Origin of the sequence: Paracidobacterium acidisoli, assembly GCF_003428625.2 — a bacterium.
Taxonomy (GTDB): Bacteria; Acidobacteriota; Terriglobia; order Terriglobales; family Acidobacteriaceae; genus Paracidobacterium; species Paracidobacterium acidisoli.
Window position 1 is genome coordinate 414,114 of sequence record NZ_QVQT02000001.1, and the last position, 24,547, is coordinate 438,660.

23 protein-coding genes are annotated in these 24,547 nt (G+C 63.0%); 8 read left to right on the forward strand and 15 right to left on the reverse strand.

Annotation, left to right across the window (positions count from 1 at the left end; genetic code table 11):
* Positions 1-78: 78 nt before the first annotated feature.
* From D0Y96_RS01785 to D0Y96_RS01805, 5 genes are all read right to left on the reverse strand, one after another.
* Complete coding sequence (locus D0Y96_RS01785; protein ID WP_117297619.1) at positions 79-690, reverse strand: response regulator transcription factor; 612 nt, start codon at positions 688-690, stop codon at positions 79-81.
* Positions 691-768: 78 nt separating this feature from the next.
* Positions 769-1,929, reverse strand: a complete 1,161-nt coding sequence (locus tag D0Y96_RS01790; protein ID WP_350448946.1) for a sensor histidine kinase — start codon at positions 1,927-1,929, stop codon at positions 769-771.
* Positions 1,926-2,711, reverse strand: coding sequence for an ABC transporter permease (locus D0Y96_RS01795; RefSeq protein WP_117297620.1), 786 nt, complete (start codon positions 2,709-2,711; stop codon positions 1,926-1,928). Before D0Y96_RS01795 ends, D0Y96_RS01790 begins: the two co-directional genes overlap by 4 nt.
* Positions 2,712-2,739: 28 nt before the next feature.
* Positions 2,740-3,726 carry an ABC transporter ATP-binding protein gene (locus D0Y96_RS01800; protein WP_350448947.1) on the reverse strand — a complete coding sequence of 329 codons (987 nt, stop codon included), beginning with the start codon at positions 3,724-3,726 and terminating at the stop codon, positions 2,740-2,742.
* A 136-nt stretch (positions 3,727-3,862) separates the two neighbouring features.
* Positions 3,863-4,852, reverse strand: a complete 990-nt coding sequence (locus D0Y96_RS01805; protein WP_252263377.1) for a mechanosensitive ion channel family protein — start codon at positions 4,850-4,852, stop codon at positions 3,863-3,865.
* A 249-nt stretch (positions 4,853-5,101) separates the two neighbouring features.
* Between D0Y96_RS01805 and D0Y96_RS01810 the strand changes: the two genes are divergently transcribed.
* Positions 5,102-5,299 carry a hypothetical protein gene (locus D0Y96_RS01810; protein ID WP_147324888.1) on the forward strand — a complete coding sequence of 66 codons (198 nt, stop codon included), beginning with the start codon at positions 5,102-5,104 and terminating at the stop codon, positions 5,297-5,299.
* On the opposite strand, the gene D0Y96_RS01815 is transcribed toward D0Y96_RS01810, so the two are convergent.
* Positions 5,293-6,411, reverse strand: a complete 1,119-nt coding sequence (locus tag D0Y96_RS01815) for a PP2C family protein-serine/threonine phosphatase (RefSeq protein WP_158562131.1) — start codon at positions 6,409-6,411, stop codon at positions 5,293-5,295. The two genes, D0Y96_RS01810 and D0Y96_RS01815, sit on opposite strands and share 7 nt — an antisense overlap.
* 153 nt (positions 6,412-6,564) lie before the next feature.
* On the reverse strand, positions 6,565-8,829 hold the full coding sequence (locus D0Y96_RS01820) for a sodium-translocating pyrophosphatase (RefSeq protein ID WP_117297624.1): 2,265 nt from the start codon (positions 8,827-8,829) through the stop codon (positions 6,565-6,567).
* A gap of 691 nt (positions 8,830-9,520) precedes the next feature.
* Between D0Y96_RS01820 and D0Y96_RS01825 the strand changes: the two genes are divergently transcribed.
* Both D0Y96_RS01825 and D0Y96_RS01830 read left to right on the forward strand, forming a co-directional pair.
* Entirely contained in the window at positions 9,521-11,704 is a 2,184-nt protein-coding gene (locus D0Y96_RS01825) for an alpha-ketoacid dehydrogenase subunit alpha/beta (protein ID WP_117297625.1), read from the forward strand.
* A 43-nt stretch (positions 11,705-11,747) separates the two neighbouring features.
* On the forward strand, positions 11,748-11,930 hold the full coding sequence (locus tag D0Y96_RS01830; protein ID WP_117297626.1) for a hypothetical protein: 183 nt from the start codon (positions 11,748-11,750) through the stop codon (positions 11,928-11,930).
* Here D0Y96_RS01830 and D0Y96_RS01835 read toward each other — a convergent pair.
* The 3 genes from D0Y96_RS01835 to D0Y96_RS01845 form a co-directional block, all read right to left on the reverse strand.
* Complete coding sequence (locus D0Y96_RS01835; RefSeq protein ID WP_117297627.1) at positions 11,920-12,576, reverse strand: class I SAM-dependent methyltransferase; 657 nt, start codon at positions 12,574-12,576, stop codon at positions 11,920-11,922. The two genes, D0Y96_RS01830 and D0Y96_RS01835, sit on opposite strands and share 11 nt — an antisense overlap.
* A 131-nt stretch (positions 12,577-12,707) precedes the next feature.
* The gene (locus tag D0Y96_RS01840; protein ID WP_117297628.1) at positions 12,708-13,157 is read right to left on the reverse strand and encodes a bactofilin family protein; all 450 of its coding nucleotides are present in this window, start codon (positions 13,155-13,157) and stop codon (positions 12,708-12,710) included.
* A gap of 113 nt (positions 13,158-13,270) precedes the next feature.
* Positions 13,271-14,431, reverse strand: a complete 1,161-nt coding sequence (locus D0Y96_RS01845; protein WP_350448948.1) for an SPL family radical SAM protein — start codon at positions 14,429-14,431, stop codon at positions 13,271-13,273.
* A gap of 56 nt (positions 14,432-14,487) precedes the next feature.
* On the opposite strand from D0Y96_RS01845, the gene D0Y96_RS01850 reads away from it, so the two are divergent.
* Positions 14,488-15,198 (forward strand): metal-dependent hydrolase, encoded by a 711-nt coding sequence (locus D0Y96_RS01850; RefSeq protein ID WP_117297999.1) that lies wholly within the window; start codon positions 14,488-14,490, stop codon positions 15,196-15,198.
* 116 nt (positions 15,199-15,314) lie between these two features.
* Here the strand turns inward: D0Y96_RS01850 and D0Y96_RS01855 are convergent, their stop codons facing one another.
* Both D0Y96_RS01855 and D0Y96_RS01860 read right to left on the reverse strand, forming a co-directional pair.
* Complete coding sequence (locus tag D0Y96_RS01855; RefSeq protein ID WP_117297630.1) at positions 15,315-15,551, reverse strand: hypothetical protein; 237 nt, start codon at positions 15,549-15,551, stop codon at positions 15,315-15,317.
* Between the two features lie 139 nt (positions 15,552-15,690).
* Positions 15,691-18,051, reverse strand: a complete 2,361-nt coding sequence (locus D0Y96_RS01860; RefSeq protein ID WP_117297631.1) for an APC family permease — start codon at positions 18,049-18,051, stop codon at positions 15,691-15,693.
* Positions 18,052-18,202: 151 nt separating this feature from the next.
* Between D0Y96_RS01860 and D0Y96_RS20645 the strand changes: the two genes are divergently transcribed.
* Together D0Y96_RS20645 and lnt are read left to right on the forward strand one after the other, a co-directional pair.
* The gene (locus D0Y96_RS20645) at positions 18,203-18,361 is read left to right on the forward strand and encodes a hypothetical protein (protein WP_158562132.1); all 159 of its coding nucleotides are present in this window, start codon (positions 18,203-18,205) and stop codon (positions 18,359-18,361) included.
* Positions 18,362-18,369: 8 nt separating this feature from the next.
* Complete coding sequence (lnt, locus tag D0Y96_RS01870; protein WP_158562133.1) at positions 18,370-20,022, forward strand: apolipoprotein N-acyltransferase; 1,653 nt, start codon at positions 18,370-18,372, stop codon at positions 20,020-20,022.
* 3 nt (positions 20,023-20,025) lie between these two features.
* Here lnt and D0Y96_RS01875 read toward each other — a convergent pair whose 3' ends face one another.
* Positions 20,026-20,652, reverse strand: coding sequence for an HAD family hydrolase (locus tag D0Y96_RS01875; RefSeq protein ID WP_252263378.1), 627 nt, complete (start codon positions 20,650-20,652; stop codon positions 20,026-20,028).
* Positions 20,653-20,759: 107 nt separating this feature from the next.
* Here D0Y96_RS01875 and prfB point away from each other — a divergent pair.
* Positions 20,760-21,894, forward strand: a protein-coding gene (gene prfB / locus D0Y96_RS01880; protein ID WP_117297633.1) for a peptide chain release factor 2 whose coding sequence is annotated in 2 segments (ribosomal slippage) — positions 20,760-20,828 and positions 20,830-21,894 — 1,134 coding nt in all. Because the reading frame shifts where the segments join, the coding sequence is not laid out codon by codon here.
* Positions 21,895-21,919: 25 nt separating this feature from the next.
* Here the strand turns inward: prfB and D0Y96_RS01885 are convergent.
* Together D0Y96_RS01885 and D0Y96_RS01890 are read right to left on the reverse strand one after the other, a co-directional pair.
* Positions 21,920-22,447: a Uma2 family endonuclease gene (locus tag D0Y96_RS01885; RefSeq protein WP_117297634.1), complete on the reverse strand. Its 528-nt coding sequence runs from the start codon at positions 22,445-22,447 to the stop codon at positions 21,920-21,922.
* A 121-nt stretch (positions 22,448-22,568) separates the two neighbouring features.
* Positions 22,569-22,940, reverse strand: a complete 372-nt coding sequence (locus tag D0Y96_RS01890) for a YidH family protein (RefSeq protein ID WP_117297635.1) — start codon at positions 22,938-22,940, stop codon at positions 22,569-22,571.
* A gap of 109 nt (positions 22,941-23,049) precedes the next feature.
* Here D0Y96_RS01890 and ispG point away from each other — a divergent pair, with 109 nt between their 5' ends.
* Positions 23,050-24,300 carry a flavodoxin-dependent (E)-4-hydroxy-3-methylbut-2-enyl-diphosphate synthase gene (ispG, locus tag D0Y96_RS01895; protein WP_117297636.1) on the forward strand — a complete coding sequence of 417 codons (1,251 nt, stop codon included), beginning with the start codon at positions 23,050-23,052 and terminating at the stop codon, positions 24,298-24,300.
* The last annotated feature ends 247 nt before the right edge of the window (positions 24,301-24,547 follow it).

A 24,547-nucleotide genomic window follows, 5' to 3' on the forward strand; every position in this document is an offset into this window, starting at 1 on the left:
ACAGGGATCAGCGATTAGCGATTAGAAAGCTGAGATGGCGGCGTGCCTGCGCCGCCGTTTTCTTTTTGGGGACGCGCTCTAGAGCCAGCCTTTGGCGCGCGCGAGGCGGGCGGCTTCGACGCGGTTGGATGCGCCGAGCTTGCTGATGGCCTCGGAGAGATAATTGCGCACGGTTCCTTCGGAGAGGTGCAGCTCGCCGGCGATGTCGCCGCTCGACTTCCCTTCTCCGGCACGCCACAGAATCTGCCGCTCGCGCTCGGAGAGCGGATCGGGACCACTGTCCCAGGCTTCGGCGGCGAGATCGGGATCGACGACACGCAGGCCGCGATGCACGCGGCGCACGGCCTCGGCGAGCTCGGCGGCGGGACGGTCTTTGAGCAGGTAGCCCTTTGCGCCGGCATCGAGAGCGCGGCGCAGATAGCCGGGCCGCGCGAAGGTGGTGAGGATGACGACACGGGTCTGCGGATGACGGTCGCGGACTTCACCGGCGAGCGTGAGGCCGGTCATCTCCGGCATCTCGATATCGGTGACGAGCACGTCGGGCTTCAGCTTTCCGACGGCGGCGAGCGCTTCGCGGCCGTTGGCGGCGCGGCCGCAGACGGCAATGTCGGGCTCGGTCTCGAGCAGAGCGGCAAGCGCGCCCAGAACCATCGCCTGATCTTCAGCTACGATGACCTGTATCTTTTTCACGTCTTATCCCTGCATTTTCCTGACATCTGCTAACTAAAATTTTCCGAACATCTTATATCTGCATTTTTTCCGAACGTCTTATGCCTGCTCCGGAAGACTCTGCGGGAGTTCGATGACCAGGCGGGTGCCGTGCGCGGAGTCGATCCTGAGATGGCCGCCGAGCGATTCGACGCGCTCGCGCATGCCGCGCAGTCCGTTCCCCTCCTGGCGCACGCCGCCGCGTCCGTCGTCTTCGACGATCAGCGAGGTGCCGGCTTCGTTCCTTTCGAATTCGAAGCGGCAGCGGCTGGCCTGAGCGTGGCGCACGATATTTGTCACCGCCTCGCGCACAATTAACGAGAGCACGGTCTCTTCGGCGGCGCGCAGCTTCGGCGGCTTTGCCTCGCACTCCAGCGTGACTCCCGCGGCTTCGAGCGTGCGATGGGCACGGTCGATCTCGGCGGCGAGGCCTTCGGCGCGATAACCGCGGATGGCCTCGCGCACTTCGCCGAGAGCGGTGCGGGCGATCTGCTCAACCTCTTTGATCTCGGTGCGGGCGCGCTGCGGGTCTCGATCGAAGAGACGGCCGGCCAGCTCGGACTTAAGCACGACGACGGAGAGCGTGTGGCCCAGAACATCGTGCAGGTCACGGGCGATGCGCTCGCGCTCGGCGACCTTGGCGAGATGCGCGATCTCTTCGTGCGCGAGGCCGAGTTTTTGAGCGGCGCGCTTCTGCATGGCGAAGATCATGTTGGTGCAGCCGACGACGAGCGCGATGAGCAGGCAGATGCCCCAGCTCCACGGAGTGAGGTGCAGCAGCCAGCCTTCGAGGAGCATGGCGGCGCAGAGCGTGATGAGAAGCGGAATGACGACGGCGATGCGCTCGAAGAGGAAGGGCAGAAAGGCCGCCGCATAAATGATGACACCCATGGCGCCGGGGTTTGCGGGGGTGTACCAAAGGCCGAGCACGGCCATGGCGATGAGCGCGGCGCGTCCGAGCCAGCGGTTGTGCGCCATCACCATAGTGGTGTAGATGGCGAGGAAGACCGCGTAGAAGAGGGCGAAGTGAATCCACGCGATGGCGCTGTGGCGGCCGATGGGATCGATGAAGAAGAAGATGGAGTAGACGAGCCAGACGAAGTCGACCCAGCGCACGCGGTCCTCGCCGCGATTGAAGGTACCGGCGAGGCGCAGTGAGGGGAGCGGACCGGAGTGCTCCCCGGCGCACTGCGCTTCGCGGCTTTTATCGGCTGCGGTCACGATCTGGCCTCGCTGCGGGTAAAGACCACCCAGGCAATGCCCAGCATAACGCAGGTGAAGCCGGCGAGCGCCTCCCAGTGCGGCAGCGCGGAGCCGGGACGGGCGAATCCGAAGATGCGAAGCGCGATCTGCGCGAAGTGATACATGGGCAGGGCGGGCGCGATGCGCTGCAGCCAGTGCGGGAGGATGTCGATCGGCATCCACAGGCCGGAGGCGAAGGACATGGGCAGGTTGATGAGATTGATCATGCCGGGGGCGGAGTTTGCCGGCACGATGAGCGCGATGAGCAGGCCCATGGCGCAGAAGGGCAGCGAGCCGGCGAAGACGACAAGGAAGAGGCGCGCGGTCTCTGCGGCGTGTAGGTGCACTCCGCCCATGGTGATGCCGAGCACGAGCAGCACCGCGGTGGTGATGAGGCCGAAGAGCGCGCAGGAGATGGTCTTGGCGCCGAGATAGGCCAGGCGCGGCAGCGGGCTGGCCTGCTTCAGCTCCATCCAGCCCTGGGCGCGCTCGAGCGCGATGCCCATGCCCATGCCGAAGAGGCAGGCGGAGACGGCTCCGAAGCAGCTGTAGCCGGCGAGCAGATAGCGGGCGTAGTCGCTGTGGCGGTTGGTGGCTCCAAAGAGGAGATAGAACATGACGGGAAAGCCGATGACGGAGATCGAGAACATGCGGGTGCGGAGCATCTTCAGGATTTCGTACTGCGTTTCTTTGCGGAAGAGACGCGCGTAATAACCGGCGGTGAAAGGCTGCGGGCGATGGGCGACGGCGAGGGTGGCCATGATTTTCTCCTCGGGTGAGTGAATGCGGCTATGAATGTGGCTGTGATTGCGGCGCGGCATTCGGCTGATGCGAATCCGTTGCGGTGAGCGCGAGGAAGGCATCTTCGAGCGCGGCGGCGGAGACTTCGAGGCTGTGCAGACCGGGATCGCGCAGCAGCATCTCGCGCACAACGCTCTCGGGATGCTCGGCCGTCACGACGACGGCTTCGCGGTCCTGCTGCACATCGGCGACGGTGGGCAGCGAGCGCAGAAAGCCGGGCTCGAGCTGCGTGACGCAGCGGATGCGGCGGCCGGAGACGCGGTGCTTGATCTGAGCAGGCGTGCCTTCGCAGATGACCTTTCCTTTGTTGACGACGACGATGCGGCTGGCGAGCATGTCGGCCTCTTCGAGGTAGTGCGTGGTCAGCAGCACGGTTTTGCCGGAGGCGGAGAGGGCGCGAATCTCGTCCCAGAGGCTGCGGCGCGATTCGATATCCATGCCGACGGTGGGCTCGTCGAGAAAGACAAGGTCGGGATTACCGCAGAGCGCGAGGCCGAAGAGGACGCGCTGCTTCTGGCCGCCGGAGAGCCTGCCGAACATGCGCTCTTCAAGGCCTTCGAGCTTTGCGATGCGGACGATCTCCGCAGCGGGAAGCGGATGAGGGTAATAGCTGCGGAAGAGATCGATGTGCTCGCGGACGCGCAGCATCTCAGGCACGCGCGTGACCTGCAGCATGGCGCCGATGCGGGTGCGCGCGTCGGAGTCGCGCGGGTCGCGGCCCATGACGCGCACGCTGCCCGCGGTGGGCGAGATGAGGCCTAGAAGCAGGCGCACGGCGGTGGTTTTGCCGGCGCCGTTGGGACCGAGCAGCGCCACCACTTCGCCGGGATAAAGATGGAGCGAGAGGCCGTCGAGCGCGGTGTTCTGACCGTAGCGCTTTGTCACCGCATGCAGGCGCGCAGCGGGCGTGCCGTGAGGAGCAGCGGACGGCCGCATCTCGCGGGCTCGATCCGGAAGTACGGAAGTTGCCGACATGGCGTGTCTCCTTCACTCCGAAGATTTTTCTCCGGAGCGTGGAGACAGGATCGCGTGAACGTGAGACCGGCCCCAGTGGAGGTTGTCACGAATCGAATATGACAAACGTCATGAAGCGGGCCGCGGCTCGTGTTGCTTACATGCCTTCGCCGGTGAAGGGATTGATCTCGTTCGGCTTTGCTGTGGTGGGATCGGGCGGCTTTACGGCAGCCGCGGTCTCGGCGCCCGTAACCGGAGGCTGCGCGGACGGCGACAGCGGGTTGTAGACGCGCAGAGGATCGCCGGGGAGCATGCCGTGCGCGTCGAGCGCGATGCGGATGCGGCGCTGGGTTTCGCGCATGGCGGCCCACTGCTGATTGGCTTTGGTTCTGAGCTGAACGGGATAGATGACCTGCGATCCTTTGATGGAATCGACGCCGAGCAGCGTGGGATCGGCGAGGTAGACGGCAGAGTAGGCGGGATCGCTGCGCACGCCCATCGCCACCTCTTTCAGCAGGCTCATGACTTCGTCGGGTTTGGCGGAGAAGTCGACGGAGACGTTGATGGTGGCGACGGAGAAGTCGCGGGTGAGGTTGGCGACGGTGGTGATCTGCGAGTTGGGAATGACGTAGAGCGTGCCGTCGCTGTCGCGCACCATGGTCTTGCGCAGCGACATGGTCTCGACGGTGCCGCTGAGTCCGGCGAGACGGACGACATCGCCGACGTTGTACTGATCTTCGACGAGAATCAGAAAGCCGTTGAGGCAGTCTTTCACGATGGTCTGCGCGGCGAGGCCGATGGCGACTCCGGCGACTCCGGCGCTGGTGAGCAGCGGCCCGAGGTTGAAGCCCAGCAGAGGCAGAATATAGAGCGCGGCGATGACGGCGATGACGCCGATGCCGGTGGCGCGAACGACGGCGGTGAGCGTTTTGACCTGGGCGAGATGCCCGGCGCCGGTCGAATGGCGCTCGGCAGTGCGAATGACGCGCGCCGAGATGACGTTGAGCAGGCGCGACAGCAGCCACGCGGCAACCGCGACGGCAATCAGCCGGGGAAGCTTATCGTGCAGAAAATCCTGAAGATCCTGCACATATTCACGGCTCAGCGTATCGAAGAAGCCACGGAAAAGTTCATGTGGTGCGATCAAAAGGAAAGGTTTCATTCTTTTCTCGATAACGGCGATGGAATCTTCCTATAATGTGCCATGCGAAGCCCGATCCGACACTTAGATGCAATTCTGCGCTGGGCCGCACTGCTGCTGATCAGCTTCTGCTGCGCTGATGCTCATGCGTGGCAGGCACAGCAGGTCCCGGCCCTGCCGCCGGCTCTCAACCCTACTCCCCCCTTCAGCGCGTCGGAGCCTCCGGACCACAGACTCGAAGAAGCCGAGAGACACATGGCGATTCAGCGGGCGGTGCAGCGCCAGAAAGAGATCGCCGACGAGACGACGAGACTGCTGGTGCTTGCGCAGGAGCTGAAGGCCGACGTGGAAAAAAGCACCAAGGATCAGCTTTCACTCCATGTGGTGAAGAAAGCGGAAGAGATCGAGAAGCTGGCCAAATCGGTGAAGGACAAGATGCGCGACGGTCAGTGAAGGCAGCGGATCAGCAGCAGCGTCTGATCGTCAATCTGTTTTCCGAAGGCTCCGGCCTGGGCCAGGATGGCCTCTGCCAGCTCCGGCAGAGGGCGCGCCACGTGGCCGGCGATGGCCTCTTCGAGTGAGTCCACGCCAAACTCGCGGCCATGGCGGTCGCAGACTTCGAGAATGCCGTCGGTGGCGACGACGAGCAGATCGCCGGGCGCGGTCTGCAGCGTATCGCCGGTAAAGCCGGAGACGGGCAGCAGGCCGAGCGGGTACTGCTCCTCTTCAAGGCGATCAAGCGCTCTGCGCTCCCCCTGCCAGTGCAGGATGGGCGGACTGGCCGCCATAGCGTAAAAGACACTGCCGTCGGCGTTGAGGCGGAAGGCGGTGAAGGTGGCGTACATGTGCGGCTCCTTCACCGCGGGCAGCACGCGGTTGAGGCGCTCGAAGAGCTGCGGCAGAGTGCTGCCGGATTCGGTCACCGCGGCATCGAGCAATGCGGTGCGCGTCGCGGTCTTGAGCATGCCCATCAGAATGCCGGCGGAGAGGCCGTGGCCGGCGATATCGCCGAGATAGGCGATGGCATCGCCATTGGACAGAGCGAGAGCATCGACCAGATCGCCGCCCACCTTCTCACTGGGCCGCGAGACGCCGTACATCTCGAAGCGGCGGGTCTTGAGCGCGATGGGCGGGACCAGGGTCTTCTGCATGCCGTGCGCGAGCTCGAGCTCATTGCGCAGACGGAACGACTCCCTGCCCTCGCGCCGGATGTACGCAATGAAAAATACATAGGAGACGATCACCACGACCATGATTCCGGTCGATGCAAATGCGATGCCCTTCTCCGATGGAACCTCCAGCACGTGAAACGCCTGAGCCAGACGGTCGGAAGCCCATCTGTCGAACGTGCCGGTAAAGAACTGAAGGACCGCCAGCCCGACCAGAGCGATGACCGGCAGCCGCGCGAGCACGATGATCCACAACGCCGCATTGAGGCCGGAAACGGCGGCGATGAGCAGCACCACGGCATAGGGGAGAGTTCCCCGGCTGGTGAGATCGACATAAAACCCGATCACCGAAAAGAGAAGAAAGACCGCGGCCATCAGCACCCACAACCGATTCATGGGCACCGAACGAAAATGCGTCCAGCGCTTCGGCGTTCTGAGCAACCAGGGTTTCCGATCTGCCGCCATGGCCCGAACCATATCAGATTTTTGCGCGCGAACGAAAAAGGCCGCCCTCCTTCGAGAGCGGCCTTGCGTAGCTTGCGCCCGCCGTCAGACAAATAACGGAGCCAGCACCAGGGTCACGGTAGCCAGCAGCTTGATGAGCACGTGCAGCGATGGACCGGCGGTGTCCTTGAAGGGATCACCGACCGTATCGCCGACGACCGCGGCTTTGTGCGCCTCGGACCGCTTGCCGCCGTGCGCACCGCTTTCAATGTATTTCTTGGCGTTGTCCCAGGCGCCGCCGCCGTTGTTCATGAGCATGGCGAGCAGAATGCCGCTGATGGTTCCCACCATCAGCAGCGCGGCCACGGCTTCGGCTCCGCCGAGGTTGAGCGGCACGCCGTTGATGCGCGGACTGCTCATCAGGTCGTGCAGATGGAACTCGGGGCTGAAGTAGCGGAAGGTGACACCGACGATGAGCGGCATGGCGACGGCGAGCACGCCGGGCATAACCATCTCCCTGAGCGCGGCGCCGGTGACGATGCTGACGCAGCGTCCGTAGTCGGGCTGCGAGGTGCCGGCCATGATGCCGGGATTCTCGCGGAACTGGCGGTGCACATCTTCGATCACGGTCTGCGCGGTGCGTCCGACGGCCTTGATGGCCATGGACGAGAAGAGGTAGGTGAGCATGGCTCCGAGCAGCGCGCCGACGAAGACGGGCACGGAGGCGAGGTTGATGTTCGAGAAGCTCCATCCGGGCGGCATTACGCCGCCTGCGGCGGCGACGCGCTGGCTGACGATGTCGTGGATGGAGGCGAGGTATGCCGAGAAGAGCAGGAAGGCGGCGAGCGATGCGGAGCCGATGGCGTAGCCCTTGGTGAGCGCCTTGGTGGTGTTGCCCGCGGCGTCGAGCCGGTCGGTCTTTTCGCGCACGCTCTCGGGCTGATTGCTCATTTCGATGATGCCGCCGGCGTTGTCGGTGATGGGGCCGAAGGTATCCATTGCCAGAATGTAGGCCGCCGAGGAGAGCATGCCCATGGTGGCGATGGCGGTGCCGTAGATGCCCTTGGCGTAGCTGGATATGTTCGTCACATCGTGCAGGCCGAGCGTGCCGAAGTAGTAGCTGAGCAGCAGAGCCGCGCTGATGACGATGACGGGAAGCGCGGGCGTCTCCATACCGATGGCGAGGCCGCTGATGATGTTGGTGGCCGGGCCGGTGGTGGAGGCGAGCGCGATGCTGCGCACGGGACGGAAGCGGGTTTCGGTGTAGTACTCGGTGATGCGGACGAAGAGGAAGGAGGTAATGATGCCGCAGATGCCGCATCCGAGCAGCCACCAGCGCGCGCCGAGCATGAAGTAGACGGCGGCGGCGAAGCCGGCGAGGGCGAGGAGCGTGGTGATGTAGTAGCCCTTGTTCAGCGCGTGCATCGGGTCTTCATCTTCTTTGCTGTGCACCATGCTGACGCCGATGATGCTGGCCACGAGATTGATGGCCTGCACGATGAGCGGAAAGAGAATGCCCTTGATGCCGAAGACGGGAAAGAGCGCCGCGCCGAGGATCATGGCGCCGACGTTTTCCGCCGCAGTGGACTCGAAGATGTCAGCGCCGCGGCCTGCGCAGTCGCCGACGTTGTCGCCGACCAGATCGGCGATGACGGCCGGATTGCGCGGATCGTCTTCCGGAATGCCGGCCTCGACCTTGCCGACGAGATCAGCGCCGACGTCGGCAGCCTTGGTATAGATGCCGCCGCCAAGCTGCGCGAAGAGCGCGACGAGCGAGGCTCCGAAGCCGAAGCCGACGAGCTGATAGGGCGCCTGCTGCGGGTCATGCAGTCCGCCGAAGGCGAGGAAGAGAATGCCGACGCCGAGCAGAGAGAGTCCGACCACGACCAGGCCGGTGACCGCACCGCCACGAAGGGCGATCTGCAGGGCCTTGCCCAGGCTGGTGCGCGCCGCGGCAGCGGTGCGGATGTTCGAACGGATGGAGACCGCCATGCCGGTCTGTCCGGAGATGGCCGAGCAGGCGGCTCCGATGATGAAGCTGATGACCACCTTGACGGCATAGGGCCGGGTGAAGGGAGAAAGCTGATAGCCCACAAAAAGGACGACGGCCAGCCCGGCGGCGATCAGAGCAATCGTTCCGTACTGGCGCTTCATGAAGGCTTCCGCACCCTCTTTGATCGCGTCGGAGATGCGCTGCATCTCCGGTGTGCCGGTGTCAGAGCCCAGAACCGATCGCGAAAAAAGATAAGCGGCCAGAAGTCCGAGGACGCCGGCGGCCAGCGCGATCCAGAGATATATACTGCCGCTCCCCGTGGAGCCTTCGCTGCCTGCCTGCCAGATCCAGGCGGCTGCTGCAGGGAATGAAGCCATTCAACATCCTCCAGAAAAAATCAGAAACCCGTTTGGATGACCGGCAAGAAGCGGTCACCACTGCCCTAAAAATAAAAACAAGCTATTTTGATGCAAATACTTGCTGAGATAAGACCTGTTTTTTGAACACCCACCGGCGGGGCAGATGTACATCCGGCACAAAACGGCTCATTAAAGCACGCGGCGAAAACGACGGTCAACGGAGGCAGGGGACAGCCAGGCGGCAGAGATCCGGTAACGGACCGGAATCGAAGCGCTCTGAGAAGAGCGATGAGGCGTCGTGTCTTCACGCCGGTCTGCAGGGCATGGTCTCCTCCATCTCCTTTGGTTATGGGCCTGCCGCGCTGAAAAGCATGAGTGTACGGGATGCACAGAAGCCGGTGCAAGGAGCGCAGAAGAACGGCCAGTGGCCGGTTTCGGAGCGATTTGCGGCGGAGGCCTTCCCTGTTCCAGGGTCCGGTTACAAAACAATTGCAAAGCCGCCGGGGCCGGGATTGCTCCACGGTCATCGAAAGTTCAGGCAGAGATGTGCTTTTGTCCCCGGTTGGGGCCTGGCTGAGAGCAGTGCATTTCTTCCCCGAAGGGTATGGTCCGGGCGGCTGCCCGGGCTGTACAATTTGCAGTCATTTATCGAACATAGGAAGAGGCGATTTCGGCGGGAGCCGATTTCGTACGTAGCCGAGAGGTGCCGATGGGCCGTACCGCAGTAGCTGGGGCAGAACAGAAACAGAACGGAACCGCCCACGGGCTGGATACCGCAAAGCTGATCGAGATTTACCGCCTGATGTATCTTTCGCGGCGCACTGACGACCGCGAGATCATTCTGAAGCATCAGCAGAAGATCTTCTTTCAGATCTCGACCGCCGGACATGAGGCTCTGCAGGTGGCGGCGGCGCTGGCGATGAAGCCCGGCTACGACTGGTTCTACCCTTATTACCGCGACCGCGCGCTGTGCCTCGCGCTGGGGCAGACGGTGGAAGATCAGTTTCTGCAGTCGGTAGGCGCGGCGACGGACCCTTCGAGCGGTGGACGGCAGATGCCCTCGCACTGGAGCAGCGCGGCGCTGCACATTGTCTCCACCTCCTCTTCGACGGCGACGCAGTGCCTGCAGGCGGTAGGCTGCGCGGAGGCAGGGCGCTACTTTGCGCATCATCCGGAGGCGGCTGAGCGGGGCGACGGCCGCGATTACCGCCAGTTCCGCGATGTGGGCTTCCACGACGACGAGGTGACGCTGGCCTGCATCGGCGAGGGCTCGACGAGCCAGGGCGAGTTCTGGGAGGCGATCAGCATCGCCTCAAACCTGCGGCTGCCGATGGTCTTTCTGATCGAGGACAACGGCTACGCGATCTCGGTTCCGGTTGAGGTGAATACGCCGGGCGGCAATATTTCACGGGTGGTGAGCGGCTTCCCCAACTTTTACTTTGCCGAGGTGGACGGCACCGATCCCATTGCCAGTTACGAGGCGATGACACAGGCTGTTGCCTGGTGCCGCGCAGGCAACGGCCCGGCCTTTGTGCATGGGCACGTGACCCGCCCTTACATGCACTCCTTCTCGGACGACGACAAGCTCTACCGCCCGAAGTCGGAGCGCGAAGCCGAGACGCTGCGCGATCCGATCTCGAAGTTCCAGATGGTTCTGCTGCGCGAAGGCATTCTGGATGCCGACGCGATCACGCGCCTGGAGCGCGAGGTGGATGAAGAGGTTCGCCATGCGGCGGAGCGGGCGCTGCGCGCGCCGCTTCCGGAGGCGACGGCGGCGGCGATTCTGCGCCATCAGTATTCGGAGGACTTCGACCCGACGCGCGCCGATCTGCAGACGGAGACGGCGGCTCAGGCGGGAGCGCCGGAGCGCACGATGGCCGACCTGATCAACGCCTGCCTGCGCGACGAGATGCGCCGCGATGCGCGCATCGTAGTCTTTGGTGAGGACGTTGCGGACTGCAGCCATGACGAGTTTCTTCGCGAAGGGCTGGTGAAGGGCAAAGGCGGCGTCTTTAAGCTGACGGCGGGGCTGCAGACGGAGTTCGGGCCGGACCGCTCGTACAATACGGCGCTGGCCGAGGCGGCAATTGTGGGCCGGGCGGTGGGCATGGCCACACGCGGAGTGAAGCCGGTCGGGGAGATTCAGTTCTTCGATTACATCTGGCCGGCGATGCATCAGTTTCGCAATGAGATGAGCGTGATGCGCTGGCGGTCGAACGGCGGCTTTGCCTCGCCCGCGGTGATTCGCGTGCCGATCGGCGGATACCTGACCGGCGGCTCGATCTATCACTCGCAGTGCGGCGAGAGCCTGTTTACGCACACGCCCGGGATGCGCGTGGTGATGCCGTCGAATGCGCTCGACGCCAACGGCCTGCTGCGTACGGCGCTGCGCTGCGACGATCCGGTGCTCTTTCTGGAACACAAGCGCCTCTACCGCGAGACGTGGGGACGGGCGGCGTATCCGGGACCGGAGTACATGATTCCCTTCGGCAAGGCAAAGCGGATGCGCGAAGGCAAACACCTGACCATCGTGACGTACGGAGCGGTAGTGCCCCGCGCTCTGCAGGCGGCGCAGCGCGCCCAGCGCGAGCTTGGCGTGGAGACGGAGATTCTGGACCTGCGCACGCTTAATCCGTACGACTGGGAGGCGATCGCGGAGTCAGTGCGGAAGACCAGCCGCGTGATTCTGGCCTACGAGGACACGCTGAGCTGGGGCTACGGCGCGGAGATCGCGGCGCGGATTGCCGATGAGCTCTTCCACGACCTGGATGCTCCGGTAAAGCGCGTGGCCGCGATGGATACCTTCGTGGCGTATCAGCCCTTGCTGGAAGATGTGATTCTGCCGCAGCCGGGGCATCTCTTCCAGGCGATCGCAGAGCTGGCGAAGCACTGAGCTGCCTCTGATTTCAAGACTGCTTTCCGGAGCGGAGTGCGGCATGAGCGATACAAAAGATCACAGGACGGATAGCTGCTGTGAAACGCAGAACGATTTGCTTTCGGACGAACGGAGGCAGGCAGCCATCGATACGCTAAGGGAGTTTGGACGCGGACGGAAGCTGCCGGAGGGGATGACGATTCGATCGATGATCGAAGAAGGACGACGCCTCTTCAGCGCGTGATGATGACTTCGTAGAGGTTGTCTTTGGCGAGGAAGAAGCGGTAGTTGCCGAAGGCGGAGAAGAGCTTCTCAATATTGCGGTTGGTGTAGACGCGGCGTACCGGGAAGGGCTCAGACTCCTGCATCTCGATCTCGGAGCTGTCGGTGAGGTGGTAGCGGCAGTAGGCCGTGAAGGGGCCGGTAGCCTTGCTGTGAAAGATGGCCAGGATGCGTCCGCCGTGGTGGACGGCCCGGTGCAGACGCTCGATGAGCGGGGCGACCAGCGCATCGGGCAGGTAGTCGAGCGTGGCCCAGAGCAGGACCGCATCGAACTCACGCCCCTCGAAGTTCAGGTTCTGCTCGAAAAAGCCTTCAATGTTGAATCCCGGCTCGGCGCCGGGCTCGGACGGGGGCAGCTCCCACTGGCCGGTGAGCGCTTCATGGACGATGTCCGCCATGTAGACGCTTTGCCCGAGGCCGGTGAGGAAGTTGATGTTCTGCGGCGAGGTGGGACCGATATCGAGCACGCGCATGCCGGGCTCGGCCTTCATGTCTTTCAGCAGCGCCGTCCAGCCGCTGGAGTGGCGGGGAATGCGCGGGCCGGAGAGCACGGTACGGCTCTGCCGGTCGGATTCGCCCTGCTTTCGCTGAAAGAGACTTCGAATCACGCTGCTCGATGATCCCCTTGCCCGGTTCCTGTCCGGATGCTGAAAACAGCATAACGCGCAGCTGCGCAGCCTTTGCCGCCTGGGCTACGCGCCTTCAGGCCTGTGCCCTGACGGGACCGCGCCCTGATGTTTCAGCTCTGGCCGGGAGCATTGAAGAGTGCGCCGGAGGCCGAACCGGAGGCAGAACCCGATGCCGAGGCCGGCGCAGCCGGCGGTGCGGCTGCTGCCGGACGCTCATGCGCCGCAGCGCCCGCCTGCACCAGATCCACTTTGCCGGAGAATACGGCGTTTTCCTCGATGGCAAGCCTTACCGAGCGGATATCGCCCGACACATTGCAGCCGGAGCGCAGATCGACGCGGCCGCCGGCGGTGATGTCTCCGCGAAGCGTTCCCTGCACGACCACGTCGCGAGCCGACACATTGGCCTGCACACGCGCATTGGCACCGATGGTGAGACGGCTCTCGGTGAGGGTGATGGTGCCTTCAACGAGACCCTCGACGAGCAGGTCCTCACTGCCTTTTACTTCACCGCGAATCTGGACGGATTTGCCGATTGCGGCGCTGACTTCTCCTGCTGCCATGCATAGACTCCTGTGCTTTCCGGCTTTGCTCGAACTATACGCAAGGCGGCGTAAGCTCGCAACCTTTCCCCTGTAACTCGCGGCGCTGCCCTGCTTTGTTCCGCGGTCTGACATCATGCGGAACGCGTTTCGCGGCGGCGGCCATACAAAGCGCCGGAGGGTTTCGCGGAGGGCCACAGCTCTTGTTGTACGGGCAGTGCAGGGCCGGGCGAGCCTGCGCTGTCAGCAGGCAGATCAGGAAACGAGGCCAGCTTCTGCAGCAGCAGCCGATCGGTCGGCCGGCGGTCCAGCTCGTATTTGCGCAGCACGGCGGCGACGATATCGGCGACGCGTTTGCGGTAGGCCTCCGATACGAAATCTGCATTCCCGTAGCGCTTCGCGTAGTGGTCTTCGAGCTGCGGAAAGTGATCGTGGATGAAGGCCAGAAAGGTGGGCCGCGAGCAGGGCTTGAGGAAGAGCGGATTGGCCGCCATGAAGCTGGCTCCGGCGCGCTGAGCGCGGCGAGCCACGGACTCGAGCGCGGGCGCGGTGTCGGTGATGCCGGGCATGACGGGACAGCAGAGGATGCCGGTCTCGAGACCGGCGCGGCGCAGCGCGGCGACGGTGCGGAAGCGCAGATCGGGGCGCGGAGCGCGCGGCTCGAGGATTCTGGCGAGGCCGGCGTCAGGCGTGGTGATGGTGATGTGCACGACGAGACGGTTGCGGGCGGCGATCCGCTGCAGCAGATCGATGTCGCGCTCGATGAGCGTCGATTTGGTGACGATGCCGAGCTGCAGCCCGGCCTGCTCGGCGAAGACCTCAAGCAGGCTGCGCGTGACACGCGCGCGGCGCTCGATGGGCTGGTAGGGATCGGTCGCGGTGCCGAGAGCGAGGTACTCGCCGCGTTTGATCTTTCGCAGCTCCTGGCGGAAGAGCCAGGCGGCGTTCTGCTTGATATAGATCTGCCGCTCGAAGAGCTCGGGGTCGCGCAGCTCCATGAACTCGTGTGTGTAGCGGGCGTAGCAGTAGCGGCAGCCGAACTCGCAGCCGCGATAGGGATTGATGCTCCAGCGGAAGTAGTGCATGCGCTTCGAGACGGATCGGTTGAGGATGGATTTCGCGTCGAGGGAGAGGAACTCCACCAGGTGTCCGTGGTCGACCTCGTGCCCGCAGGCGGCGATGCGGGCGATTCCTGAGAGGGCCGGCTCGTCGGATTGAAGGATCGGAAAGAGGGGTATTTTCGCTTTTTCTTCGCCCATGCGGAGAACAGTACGCCGCCGCTTCGATGCGGTCAAGGGCCTTTTCCTCCACGATTTTCATGCTCCCGACAGGGACGCTGTACCCTGTTCGCATGGCAGATCTTAAAGGCGCATCCATTACCTGGCTCGGTCATGCAACGGTGCTGATCACGACGCAGCAGGGCACGACGATCCTGATCGATCCGTTTATCGAGCACAATCCCAGATACCCGAAGGGCTTCGAGCTTCCGGAGCAGATCGATCTTCTGCTGCTCACGCACGGGCACACCGATCACATTGCCGATGCGGTGCCGGTGGCGAAGAAACATGGACCGACCGTCGTTGCGAATGTCGAACTCGCGGACTGGATACAGACGAAGGGCGTCGAGAAGGCTATCGGCATGAACCTCGGCGGGTCATGGCGCTTCAAAGATCTCTCGATTGCGCAGGTGGAGGCGAAGCACTCGTCGAGCATCGAGGACAACGGGCAGGTGCTTTACGGCGGGGTGGCGACCGGTTTTGTGCTGACCATCGATCAGGGACCGGTTCTCTATCATGCCGGAGATACGAGCGTATTTGCGGATATGCAGCTTATCCGCGACCTTTATTCACCGCAGATAGCCATGTTGCCGATTGGCGATTTCTATACGATGGGCCCGAAGGGCGGCGCACAGGCTGCGAAATATCTGGGAGTTAATGCCGTGCTGCCCGTTCATTTCGGAACTTTTCCGGCACTTACCGGCACACCGCGCGAGCTGGAGCAGTATCTGGCGGGAACATCGGTCGAGGTATTGTTTACCGAACCGGGTAAAGTTATCCGTTAATCGCTCAGAAACAACGAAGGCAGGCGCTTATAAGCCTGCCCCTTCCCTCTTGGTTCTGAATATCCGCTTTCAATCCTGCTAAACAGTCAACCGTATTTCTGTTCTGAATCTCTGCCTTATTTTGAACTTTTACCCGCGGCGGCTGCGGCCCGGCGACGCTCGGCCCAGCGCTTTTTCATCGCCTCGGCGATTTTGCGGCGTCCAGCCGGACTCATGGTGCGTTTGCCTCCGGCTCCGTTGAGTGAGGCCTTCGTTGCATTTCTGGTTCCCGAGGTTCCGGCAAGTAAAGCCCGCGCCTCCTTCAGACGTTCTATTTCACGATCCAGCTCAGCAAGAATTCGGCTAACTTCCACGTATCCTCCTATAGCGCACTGATCCGGCTCCGGTCCGCAGGCAATGAATCAGGACCTGGTTATCAGCACAGCCATATATTCAGAGTAAATGGGTTAGCAAGTGATCGACAAATTATATAAGCGCGCGAAGGAAATAAAGTCAGATTGTATCTCGGTCGGCGGATGCGCGCGGCACGGGAATTCCCTGCTCATCGCGATATCCTGCGCCATAACTCAGACCAAGCGGAGCGCTGCGATTGCCGTCCTGCGCGTGACGGCGCAGAGCCGTCAGCGTCTCCTGCTTGTCGCGCGCGTATTCGACGGCGAGACGGGTGAGCGCATAGGTGACGATATCGCTGTGATGAAGGTTCTGCATTTCGGGCTCGCGGCGGAAGTTGAGCCACAGCCGGTGCACGAGCTGCACGTCTTCGGCCTGCAGCGCGGGCGCATGCGGACCGATGTGGAAGGACATGGCCTCGCCGTTCGGCATGATCACATAGAACGTGAACTGCCGCTTGGGCTCGGGGAGGTTCTCCCATGCCTGGCCGACGTGCCAGGCCTGCTGCTGCGCGGACATCTTTGTCGAAAGTCCTGAGACCAGGGCTGTAACTTCGAGCGAGTTAGCTACCTGCACGAGCGCCGCGAAGATATCGCCCGCGGGCACGACCAGAAGGGAAACATGCTTTCCGAAGCTCTCGGCCACCGATACGGCTTTGGTGAAGAGCATCTGCTCGTGCTCGCTGAAGATCTGCTCGTCGAGATATTCGGGGCCGCCTGCGCCCATCATGCGGGCGGTGAGCACGACGATGTCCTGCTCATCGGTATCGGTGCGGGCCAGCACCCATTTGAGCGCGAAGGGATTGGCGGCGTCGCGCACGCTGACGAGTATGCCTCCGGGCCGGATCTGCAGCGTCTCGAGCCCGATGGTGTCTTCGTGCTCCAGCTGGAAGTGCTCCTTCATCTGCTGATCGGTGACGGCCTGACGGCGCAGGTTGCGGCGCTCGGAGATGGCAAAGATGGTGAAGAAGGCGGCGGTAAAGGCCACGCCGCTGATGGTGGCCACGCTCTTGGTGAACAGATTGACGGTGGCCGTGGTGAAGAGGGTGAGAAAGACGCAGAAGAGGCCGATGGGAAGCTCGGTCTTCCCTATCTTCAGATTGACGGGCACCTTCCAGCCGCGCTCGCCCTTGTACTTCCAGCGGAGCACGAGCATGGCGAGCGAGTTGAAGGTGAAGCTCCAGATGACGCCGAAGGCGTAGGCCTCGCCGAGGGTGATGACGTTGCCCCAGCTGACGATGATGGTAAAGAGCTGCAGCCCGGTGACCAGATTGACGATGCGGGAGCTGGTGCCGAAGCGGCGGTGCGGCTTGCGGAACCAGTCGGTCAGCACACCGTCTTCGGCGACGCGCATAAGCACGCCGGTCGAGCCGATGATCGATGTGTTGACGGCTCCGGAGAGCATCAGGAATCCGACGATGACGACGAAGACGCGGAAGACGATGCGCAGCGTGATCGGACCCACCATATACATGGCCAGACCGGCGATGAGGTTGTCGCGATAGACGGGCACGCGCACGCTGTCGGGGATGATCATGACCGCGAGCAGCGAGACGATGCCGGTGAAGACGAAGCTGTAGATGGCGATGACGATGGCGGCGCGCTTGAGATTTTTGAGCTTGGGGTGCTCGATCTCGCGATTGACCTGGGCCAGCGTCTCTTCGCCGCTCATGGCCAGCACGGAGTGGCCGAAGGCCATGAGGATGCCGAAGAGTCCGAGCGTGGTCGCCAGCTTTGTGCCGCCGAGAAAGCCGAGCGCGTCGTGCGAGAAGTGGAGGTTCGAGGGAACGGGCAGCGGCGGCAGGTGCGCGCCGCGCCAGAAGACGGTGAAGAAGCCCCAGCCGAGAAGCAGGACCACCATGACGGTGGTGATCTTCATGACCTCAAGCGCCTTGTCCGTCGATTCCTCGATGCCCTTGATGTTCTGCCACCAGAAATACACGGTGACCGCGAGGGCGAAGACCGCGGACATGCCGTTCATGGGCAGATGGCGCGCCTCGTGCGCGCCGATGAGCAGCGCCGGAGGCAGCCAGCCGTGGACTGCGCCCACCTGCAGCAGCTCATTCAGCAGGCCGGTAATGTACTGACCGGCCGAAACGCCGGAGATCGGCCCGGTGAGGATGTAATCGAACATCAGCGCGGAGACGCTCATCTTGGCGAAGGTTCCGCCGAGGGCCTCCTTGACCACGCGATAGACGCCGCCGCGGGTAAACATCGAGCAGCTCTCGACATAGACTGCCCGGACGGCAAAGGAGAAGAGCATGACGCCGAGAATGAACCAGGGCGCGGCCTTGCCGACGGCCTCCTCTGCGATGCCTCCGGCATAAAACGCCGAGGAGCCGAGGTCATTGAGCACGACCGCGGCGGCACGCCAGAAGGAGATGAAGGTGAGCATGACGGAGGAAGCGACAACCAGCTTCACTCGCATCGAGTGTGGGGCGTTATACGTGGATCCGGCTGACATGGAATGAGGACGAACTGCGCCCATTCATCGTCCCTTTTGAAGACGGGGACTGCCGAAGGGACGCCCAGGGGTGAGTGTATAACAGCCGTCCGTCCCGACCAAGGAAAGCTTTCCGCTATCAAAACGGCGTTTCGGCGGAGGACGTCTGACTGTGTTTGCACTTCGCGGCGATATAATCGTTCTCGTGATCGCCTTCGCGCATGCCGGGATGCATCTGCTTGTCTTCCTGTTCTTTCTGGGACTGGTGGGGTCTTCGGCTATCGTCGTCATCAGCTTCATCGAAGATCTGACCGAACTGTTCGGCGAATAAATTCCATCGTGGCTACCGCGCTGCATTCTGCCGCTCCCGCCGCTTCGGCTCCGGTGCGCTCTTCCCTTCCCGGATACGCGCTGGCGCTGCTCTCCGCCATTCTGCTCAATTACTGCTTTCCGGTTGCGGGTCCGGTGCCGGTGTGGCGCACGGGACTGGCGTGGATCGCGCTGACTCCGCTGCTGTATGCGCTGCTCTGCCGCGCGACGGCCGAGTCGCCGCGTCCGCTGCGCAGCGCGACGCTGACGGCGTATCTCTGCGGCGTCGTCTGGTACGTGCTGAACTGCTACTGGATTTACCAGACCATGTTCTATTACGGGCACGTGCCGCCGGTGGGCTCGGCCGGCATTGTGCTGCTCTTCAGCCTGATTCTCGGCCTTTACTTCGCGCTCTTCGGCTTTCTGGTCGCGTATTTTCGACTGCGCTTCGGAGTGTGGGCGGCGCTCGGGCTGGCTCCGTTTGCGTGGACGGGGATCGAGCTGGCCGGGGCGCGCGTCACCAGCGTTCCGTGGGACCAGCTTGGCTATGCGCAGGTGGACAACCTGTGGCTGACGAAGATTGCGCCCGTCACCGGCGTGTACGGGATCTCCTTCATTCTGGTCGCGGTGAGCGCGCTGCTGACGGCGGCGCTGGTGGCGGCGCCATTCCGCGCGCGCGCAATGGCGGGAGCAGTGGCCGTGGTACTGGCGGGAGCGCTGCAGTGCGGCTGCTTCGTCTCACCGGCCGCGTCACCGACTTCGAATTATGCGGTAATGCTGCAGCCGAATATCGATGTGGCCACGGACGATCACTGGATCGGCGAGGAGTGGGACGGGCAGGTTGCGTGGATTCTGCAGCAGAGCCTGAGCACGTGCAGCGAAGCCTATGCGGGACTGCCACAGAGGCAGACTGCGCTGACGACGCCGGCGTGCGACCGCAATGTCACTGCGCCGGGCGTGGTGGTGTGGCCGGAGGTGGCGTCGTGGTTCATGAGCGATCGTCCGCAGACGATTGCGGCGATGCGCGCGATTGCGGAGACGGCGCATGCTCCGGTGATTGCCGGGATGCTGGGCCACGATGCGAGCGGGACATACAACTCGGCGGTGTTTACGAATCCCGACGGACAGATCGTCGGACGGTACGACAAGATTCACCTTGTGCCCTTCGGCGAATATATTCCCTATCGCAATCTGCTCTTCTTCGCGCACAAGCTGACGCAGCAGGTAGGCGACCTGCAGCGCGGTCGGGCGCGCAATGTGTTTCAGACGGACGGGCACACCTTCGGCACCATCATCTGCTACGAGTCGGTCTTTGCGGATGAGGTGCGCCTGTTCGTGAAGAACGGCGCGCAGGTGCTGGTGAATATCTCCGATGACGGATGGTATGGCGACACGAGCGCCCCGTGGCAGCACCTTTACATGACGCGGATGCGGGCGATCGAGAACCATCGCTGGGTGCTGCTCGATACCAACTCCGGCGTGACGACGGCGATCGATCCGAGAGGACGCGTGACGGTGTCGGCGCCGCGCCATGCGCTGACCTCGCTGGTGGCCCGGTACGGCTACGAGAGCGACGTGACCTTCTACACGCAGTACGGCGATGTCTTTGCGTATCTGTGCGTGCTGGCGGTCTGTGCAGCTGCGGGCGGCGCACTGCTTACGAAACGCCGCTCCGCGGTCTGAACTTTACTTCGCCGCAGGCGTGACCACGCCGCGCTCCCACGGAGGAGGCACCTTCACCGAGGCCATGCCGGCCGCAGCCGCGGCTTCAATGCCCATATCGGTGTCTTCAAAGACGAGGCAGGCTTCCGGAGCAACGCCGAGGCGTTCGGCAGCGAGAAGAAATGCCTCCGGATGCGGCTTGGCATTTTTGTAGTCGCCGGCGCAGACCAGGGTGTCGAAGCGGTCGAGAAGGTCAAGGGAGCGGAGCGATTCGGTCACGCTTTCGCGGGTGCTTCCGGAGACGACGGCGAAGGGGATGCGTCCGTGCGCGTCCTCGATGTGCTCGACAACCTCGGGGACGGCCTGCAGCTGGGAGAGGATCTCGAAGTAGAGGGCTTCCTTCCGGCGCTGCACGGTTTCGACGGGCATGGCGAGGCCCTGCTGCTCATTAAGCGACTGGATGATCTCGACGACGGGACGGCCTCCCCAGGCGTAGAAGAGCTTCTCGTCGAAGACACAGCTCCACTCGCCGAGGGCCTTCGTCCAGGCGACGTAATGCAGCGGCATGGAGTCGGCGATGGTTCCGTCGCAGTCGAAGAGATAGGCTTTGAACTCGCCCGGGGGCAGAGGCAGCTTCATGGTCTGTGTCATTTCCTTTATCTTCCCACAGGCGCGGGGCCGGGCTGCCGGCCGGATGATCTGCCGATTCGGCGCCGGACAGGCCTTGCTACTATAGAAAGAAAAAGTCAGGTCACCCCATGCTTAACGATCTCGAATTCGCCTGGGCTCCCATTCGCGATAAAGTACGCGACCTGCGGGAGTATCTTTGACGCACCTCGCCTGCGCAGCGAGCTTGCCACGATAGAACAGAAACTCTCCGACCCGTCGCTGTGGTCGAACCCCGCGCTTTCGCAGCCGATTATGCGCGACCGCAAGCGCATCGAAGGCCAGCTTGCCGACGATGTGGAGCTGGAGCGCCGCACGGGCGACGTGGATGCGTACTTCGACCTGGCGCGCGAGGGCGAGGCGGTGGAGCCGGAGCTGGAGCGCGAGATGAAGGCGCTGAACGACTACGCCGAATCGATTGAAGCGAAGACGATGCTGTCGGGCGAGACCGATCCGCTGAACGCGATCGTGACCGTGCATCCGGGCGCGGGCGGCACGGAGAGCCAGGACTGGGCCGAGATGCTGATGCGCATGTATCTGCGCTGGGCCGAGCAGCAGGGTTTCAAAACCGAGATGAACGACTACCAGGACGGCGAAGAGGCGGGCATTAAATCGGCCACCTTTACCATCCTCGGCGACTCGGCCTACGGCCTGCTCTCGGGCGAATCGGGCGTGCACCGGCTGGTGCGCATCTCGCCGTTCGACCAGGCGAAGCGGCGGCATACGTCGTTCGCGTCGGTGTTTGTGTCTCCGGAGATCGATGACTCGATCCAGATCGACATCAAGCCGGACGAGATTCGCACCGATACCTACCGCTCGGGCGGCAAGGGTGGCCAGCACGTCAACACGACGGACTCGGCGGTGCGCATTACGCATCTTCCGACCAACATCGTCGTGCAGTGCCAGAACGAGCGCTCGCAGCACAAGAACCGCGAGAAGGCGATGAAGATGCTGCGCTCGCGGCTGTACGAATACGAGCTGGCGAAGAAGACGGCGGCGACGAAGAAGCTCGAGGACTCGAAGTCCGATATCAACTTCGGCTCACAGATCCGCAGCTACGTGCTGCAGCCCTACCGCATCGCCAAGGACCACCGGACGAAGGTGGAGGTGGGCGACGTGGATAAGGTCCTCGACGGGTACCTGGAGCCGTTCATCCGCGGCTATCTGATCATGAAGCGGAACGGCGGCGTGCCGGCAGCGGTGGATGCGGGAGACGATCTGGAGTAGATACCGGGGCCGATTCAGCCTGGCCTTACTGCAAAAACTCTTCGAACTCGCTCATCCGGAAGAGATGCCCCTGTCCTTTTACCGTGATTCCGGCCATTTCGGTATGCTTCAGACCACCTGACTCATACCGGTACTTTCTGCCGCTCTTCGGATCGATCACGAAGATGCCGCGGATGCCCATCTTCTCGTAGTCGTCCAGCTTTTCCATCACGCGGGCAAGCGTATCTTCGGGGGAGAGTATCTCAAAGACGGCGACAGGAGCGGTGCGAATGACCTGCTCCATCTCCCGCAACGGGCCGGTATTTTCCAGAACAGCCACATCGAGCACGCGAAAGCGCGAGGACGCCACCTGCACGCGAAGCTCGGCGAAGACGCGAATGCCCCACTCCTCTTCGTGGCGCCAGAACCACTTCTGGACAGCGGCCTGCCAGGCGGCATGATCCAGCTCACCCACAACTCGCTCCTGAATCCTGCCGTCCACGTACTCAGCGTCGGGCTCAAATGAGGAACGGAGATAGGTTTCTATCGGCACATACGAAGCCGCTGTCGCCATCCACCTGCTCCCTGCCGGAAGAACTTCCGGTCTCCATTATTGTATGCAGGAAAGGCCATGCTCCGTGCTGAAAATGTCTTTCAGCACACGTGCCTGAGTCACGGCACGTCTCCAAGGACGGTCAGCGCACGAGAAGCAGATAGACCGTGAGTCCGATGCCTATGAGGGTGAGAAATATGGCCATGGAGAGAGCGGTTTTGGAAATCCGCCCGTAAAACGGGACTCCGGACCTGAGCTGCTCGATCATCCGGACGTGGCGCACGGTGGCCGCGATCTCCACGACGACGCCCATGGCCACGAGGGCCACTCCCAGGCACAGCGATACGCCCGTGGAGGGGAGATTCTGCCCATGGCCGATCTGCATCTCGCGCAGAAACAGGCCGAAGCGGGAGACGACGAAGCCGAACCCCATCAGGGCGAGGCCGGTCCGCAGCCACGCCAGATACGTTCTTTCTGCCGCAAAGAAAACCCTCGGGTCCTGCTCGGATGTCATGCGCTCCCCGCTCTTTTCACTCTGTCACGGGTATATCACTTCGTCTTTGGCGGCTCAGAGCCGCTTCTGTTGCCTGGGGCCTTCCGGTAAACTGAGAGTGAGGGTACGTATGCCGGAGATTCAGCGCAGGAAGACCGTCACGGTTCGCATTGGAAACGTTCGCGTGGGCTCGGACGCGCCGGTTGTCGTTCAGTCGATGACCAATACCGACACCGCCGATGCGGCGTCGACGATCGAGCAGGTGGCCGCGCTGGCGGAGGCGGGGTCGGAGCTGGTGCGGGTCACGGTCAACAACGATGAGGCAGCCAAAGCGGTGCCGGCCATCGTGGAAGGTCTGGACAGGCTCGGCATTCACGTTCCCATCATCGGCGATTTTCACTACAACGGGCATCTGCTGCTGAAGAAGTATCCGGAGTGTGCGAAGGCGCTGGCGAAGTACCGCATCAACCCCGGCAACGTATCGATCGGCCGCAAAGACGACGATAACTTTCGTACCATGATCGAGTGCGCGGTCGAGAATCAGAAGCCGGTGCGCATCGGCGTGAACTGGGGCTCGCTCGACCAGGCGCTGCTGACGAAGCTGATGGACGAGAACTCGAAGCTGGCGCAGCCGCGCGATGCACGCGATGTGATGCTGGAGGCGATGTGCCGGTCGGCGCTGGATTCGGCAGCGGCGGCGGAGCGCTACGGGCTGAGGCACGACCAGATCATCATCAGCGGCAAGGTGAGCGGCGTCCGCGACCTGATCGACGTGTACGAGATGCTGGCGGGGCGCTGCGATTATCCGCTGCACCTGGGACTGACGGAAGCGGGCATGGGCATGAAGGGCATTGTGGCCTCGACGGCGGGGCTGGCTCCGCTGCTGCTGAAAGGAATCGGGGATACGATCCGTGTCTCGCTGACGCCGAAGCCGGGCGGCGACCGCACCGAAGAGGTGCTGACCGGACAGCAGATTCTGCAGTCGCTCAGCATTCGCAGCTTTACGCCGCAGGTGACGGCCTGCCCGGGATGCGGGCGGACGACGAGCACCTACTTCCAGGAGCTGGCGCAGCAGATTCAGACATATCTGCGCGAATCGATGCCGGTGTGGAGGCAGCAGTATCCGGGCGTGGAAGAGCTGAAGCTGGCAGTGATGGGCTGCGTGGTCAACGGTCCGGGCGAGTCGAAGCACGCGAACCTGGGCATTTCCCTGCCCGGCACATTCGAAGAGCCCAAGGCTCCGGTGTACGTGGACGGGCGGCTGATGACGACGCTGCGCGGCGACACGATCGTGGCCGACTTCCGGAAGATTCTCGACGAGTACGTGCGCACGCACTACGGCACGTCGCAGACCAAAGAACAGCTGGTGGAAGTGCACTGAGGGCCAGGACCGGCCGTGCAGGCGGTGTTCGCCTTCGACAGAAGGTCAGTCTGAAAGTTGAGAAAAACCTATTTCTCAGGGGCTGAAGCCCACAGGTTATTGGAACATTTATGGCACGGCTGAAGCCGTGCCCTGATACAAGACAATTCAAACTGAACCACCAGCCTGCATTGGTGTTCCGACTGAGGCGGCGGGTTTTGCAGCCCACGCCGAAGGCCGCAGGTGCCTTTGGTAATCTTTTCATTCG

What these genes read in the sequence shown, in the direction of transcription:
- ispG (WP_117297636.1), top strand. Translation starts at nt 23,050, where the DNA reads ATGCCGGAGATTCAGCGCAGGAAGACCGTCACGGTTCGCATTGGAAAC.
- D0Y96_RS01795 (WP_117297620.1), bottom strand. Translation starts at nt 2,711, where the DNA reads ATGGCCACCCTCGCCGTCGCCCATCGCCCGCAGCCTTTCACCGCCGGT.
- D0Y96_RS01820 (WP_117297624.1), bottom strand. Translation starts at nt 8,829, where the DNA reads ATGGCTTCATTCCCTGCAGCAGCCGCCTGGATCTGGCAGGCAGGCAGC.
- D0Y96_RS01800 (WP_350448947.1), bottom strand. Translation starts at nt 3,726, where the DNA reads ATGTCGGCAACTTCCGTACTTCCGGATCGAGCCCGCGAGATGCGGCCG.
- D0Y96_RS01860 (WP_117297631.1), bottom strand. Translation starts at nt 18,051, where the DNA reads ATGTCAGCCGGATCCACGTATAACGCCCCACACTCGATGCGAGTGAAG.
- D0Y96_RS01890 (WP_117297635.1), bottom strand. Translation starts at nt 22,940, where the DNA reads ATGACATCCGAGCAGGACCCGAGGGTTTTCTTTGCGGCAGAAAGAACG.
- D0Y96_RS01815 (WP_158562131.1), bottom strand. Translation starts at nt 6,411, where the DNA reads ATGAATCGGTTGTGGGTGCTGATGGCCGCGGTCTTTCTTCTCTTTTCG.
- D0Y96_RS01830 (WP_117297626.1), top strand. Translation starts at nt 11,748, where the DNA reads ATGAGCGATACAAAAGATCACAGGACGGATAGCTGCTGTGAAACGCAG.
- D0Y96_RS01840 (WP_117297628.1), bottom strand. Translation starts at nt 13,157, where the DNA reads ATGGCAGCAGGAGAAGTCAGCGCCGCAATCGGCAAATCCGTCCAGATT.
- D0Y96_RS01885 (WP_117297634.1), bottom strand. Translation starts at nt 22,447, where the DNA reads ATGGCGACAGCGGCTTCGTATGTGCCGATAGAAACCTATCTCCGTTCC.
- D0Y96_RS01810 (WP_147324888.1), top strand. Translation starts at nt 5,102, where the DNA reads ATGGCGATTCAGCGGGCGGTGCAGCGCCAGAAAGAGATCGCCGACGAG.
- D0Y96_RS01825 (WP_117297625.1), top strand. Translation starts at nt 9,521, where the DNA reads ATGGGCCGTACCGCAGTAGCTGGGGCAGAACAGAAACAGAACGGAACC.
- D0Y96_RS01850 (WP_117297999.1), top strand. Translation starts at nt 14,488, where the DNA reads ATGGCAGATCTTAAAGGCGCATCCATTACCTGGCTCGGTCATGCAACG.
- D0Y96_RS01875 (WP_252263378.1), bottom strand. Translation starts at nt 20,652, where the DNA reads ATGACACAGACCATGAAGCTGCCTCTGCCCCCGGGCGAGTTCAAAGCC.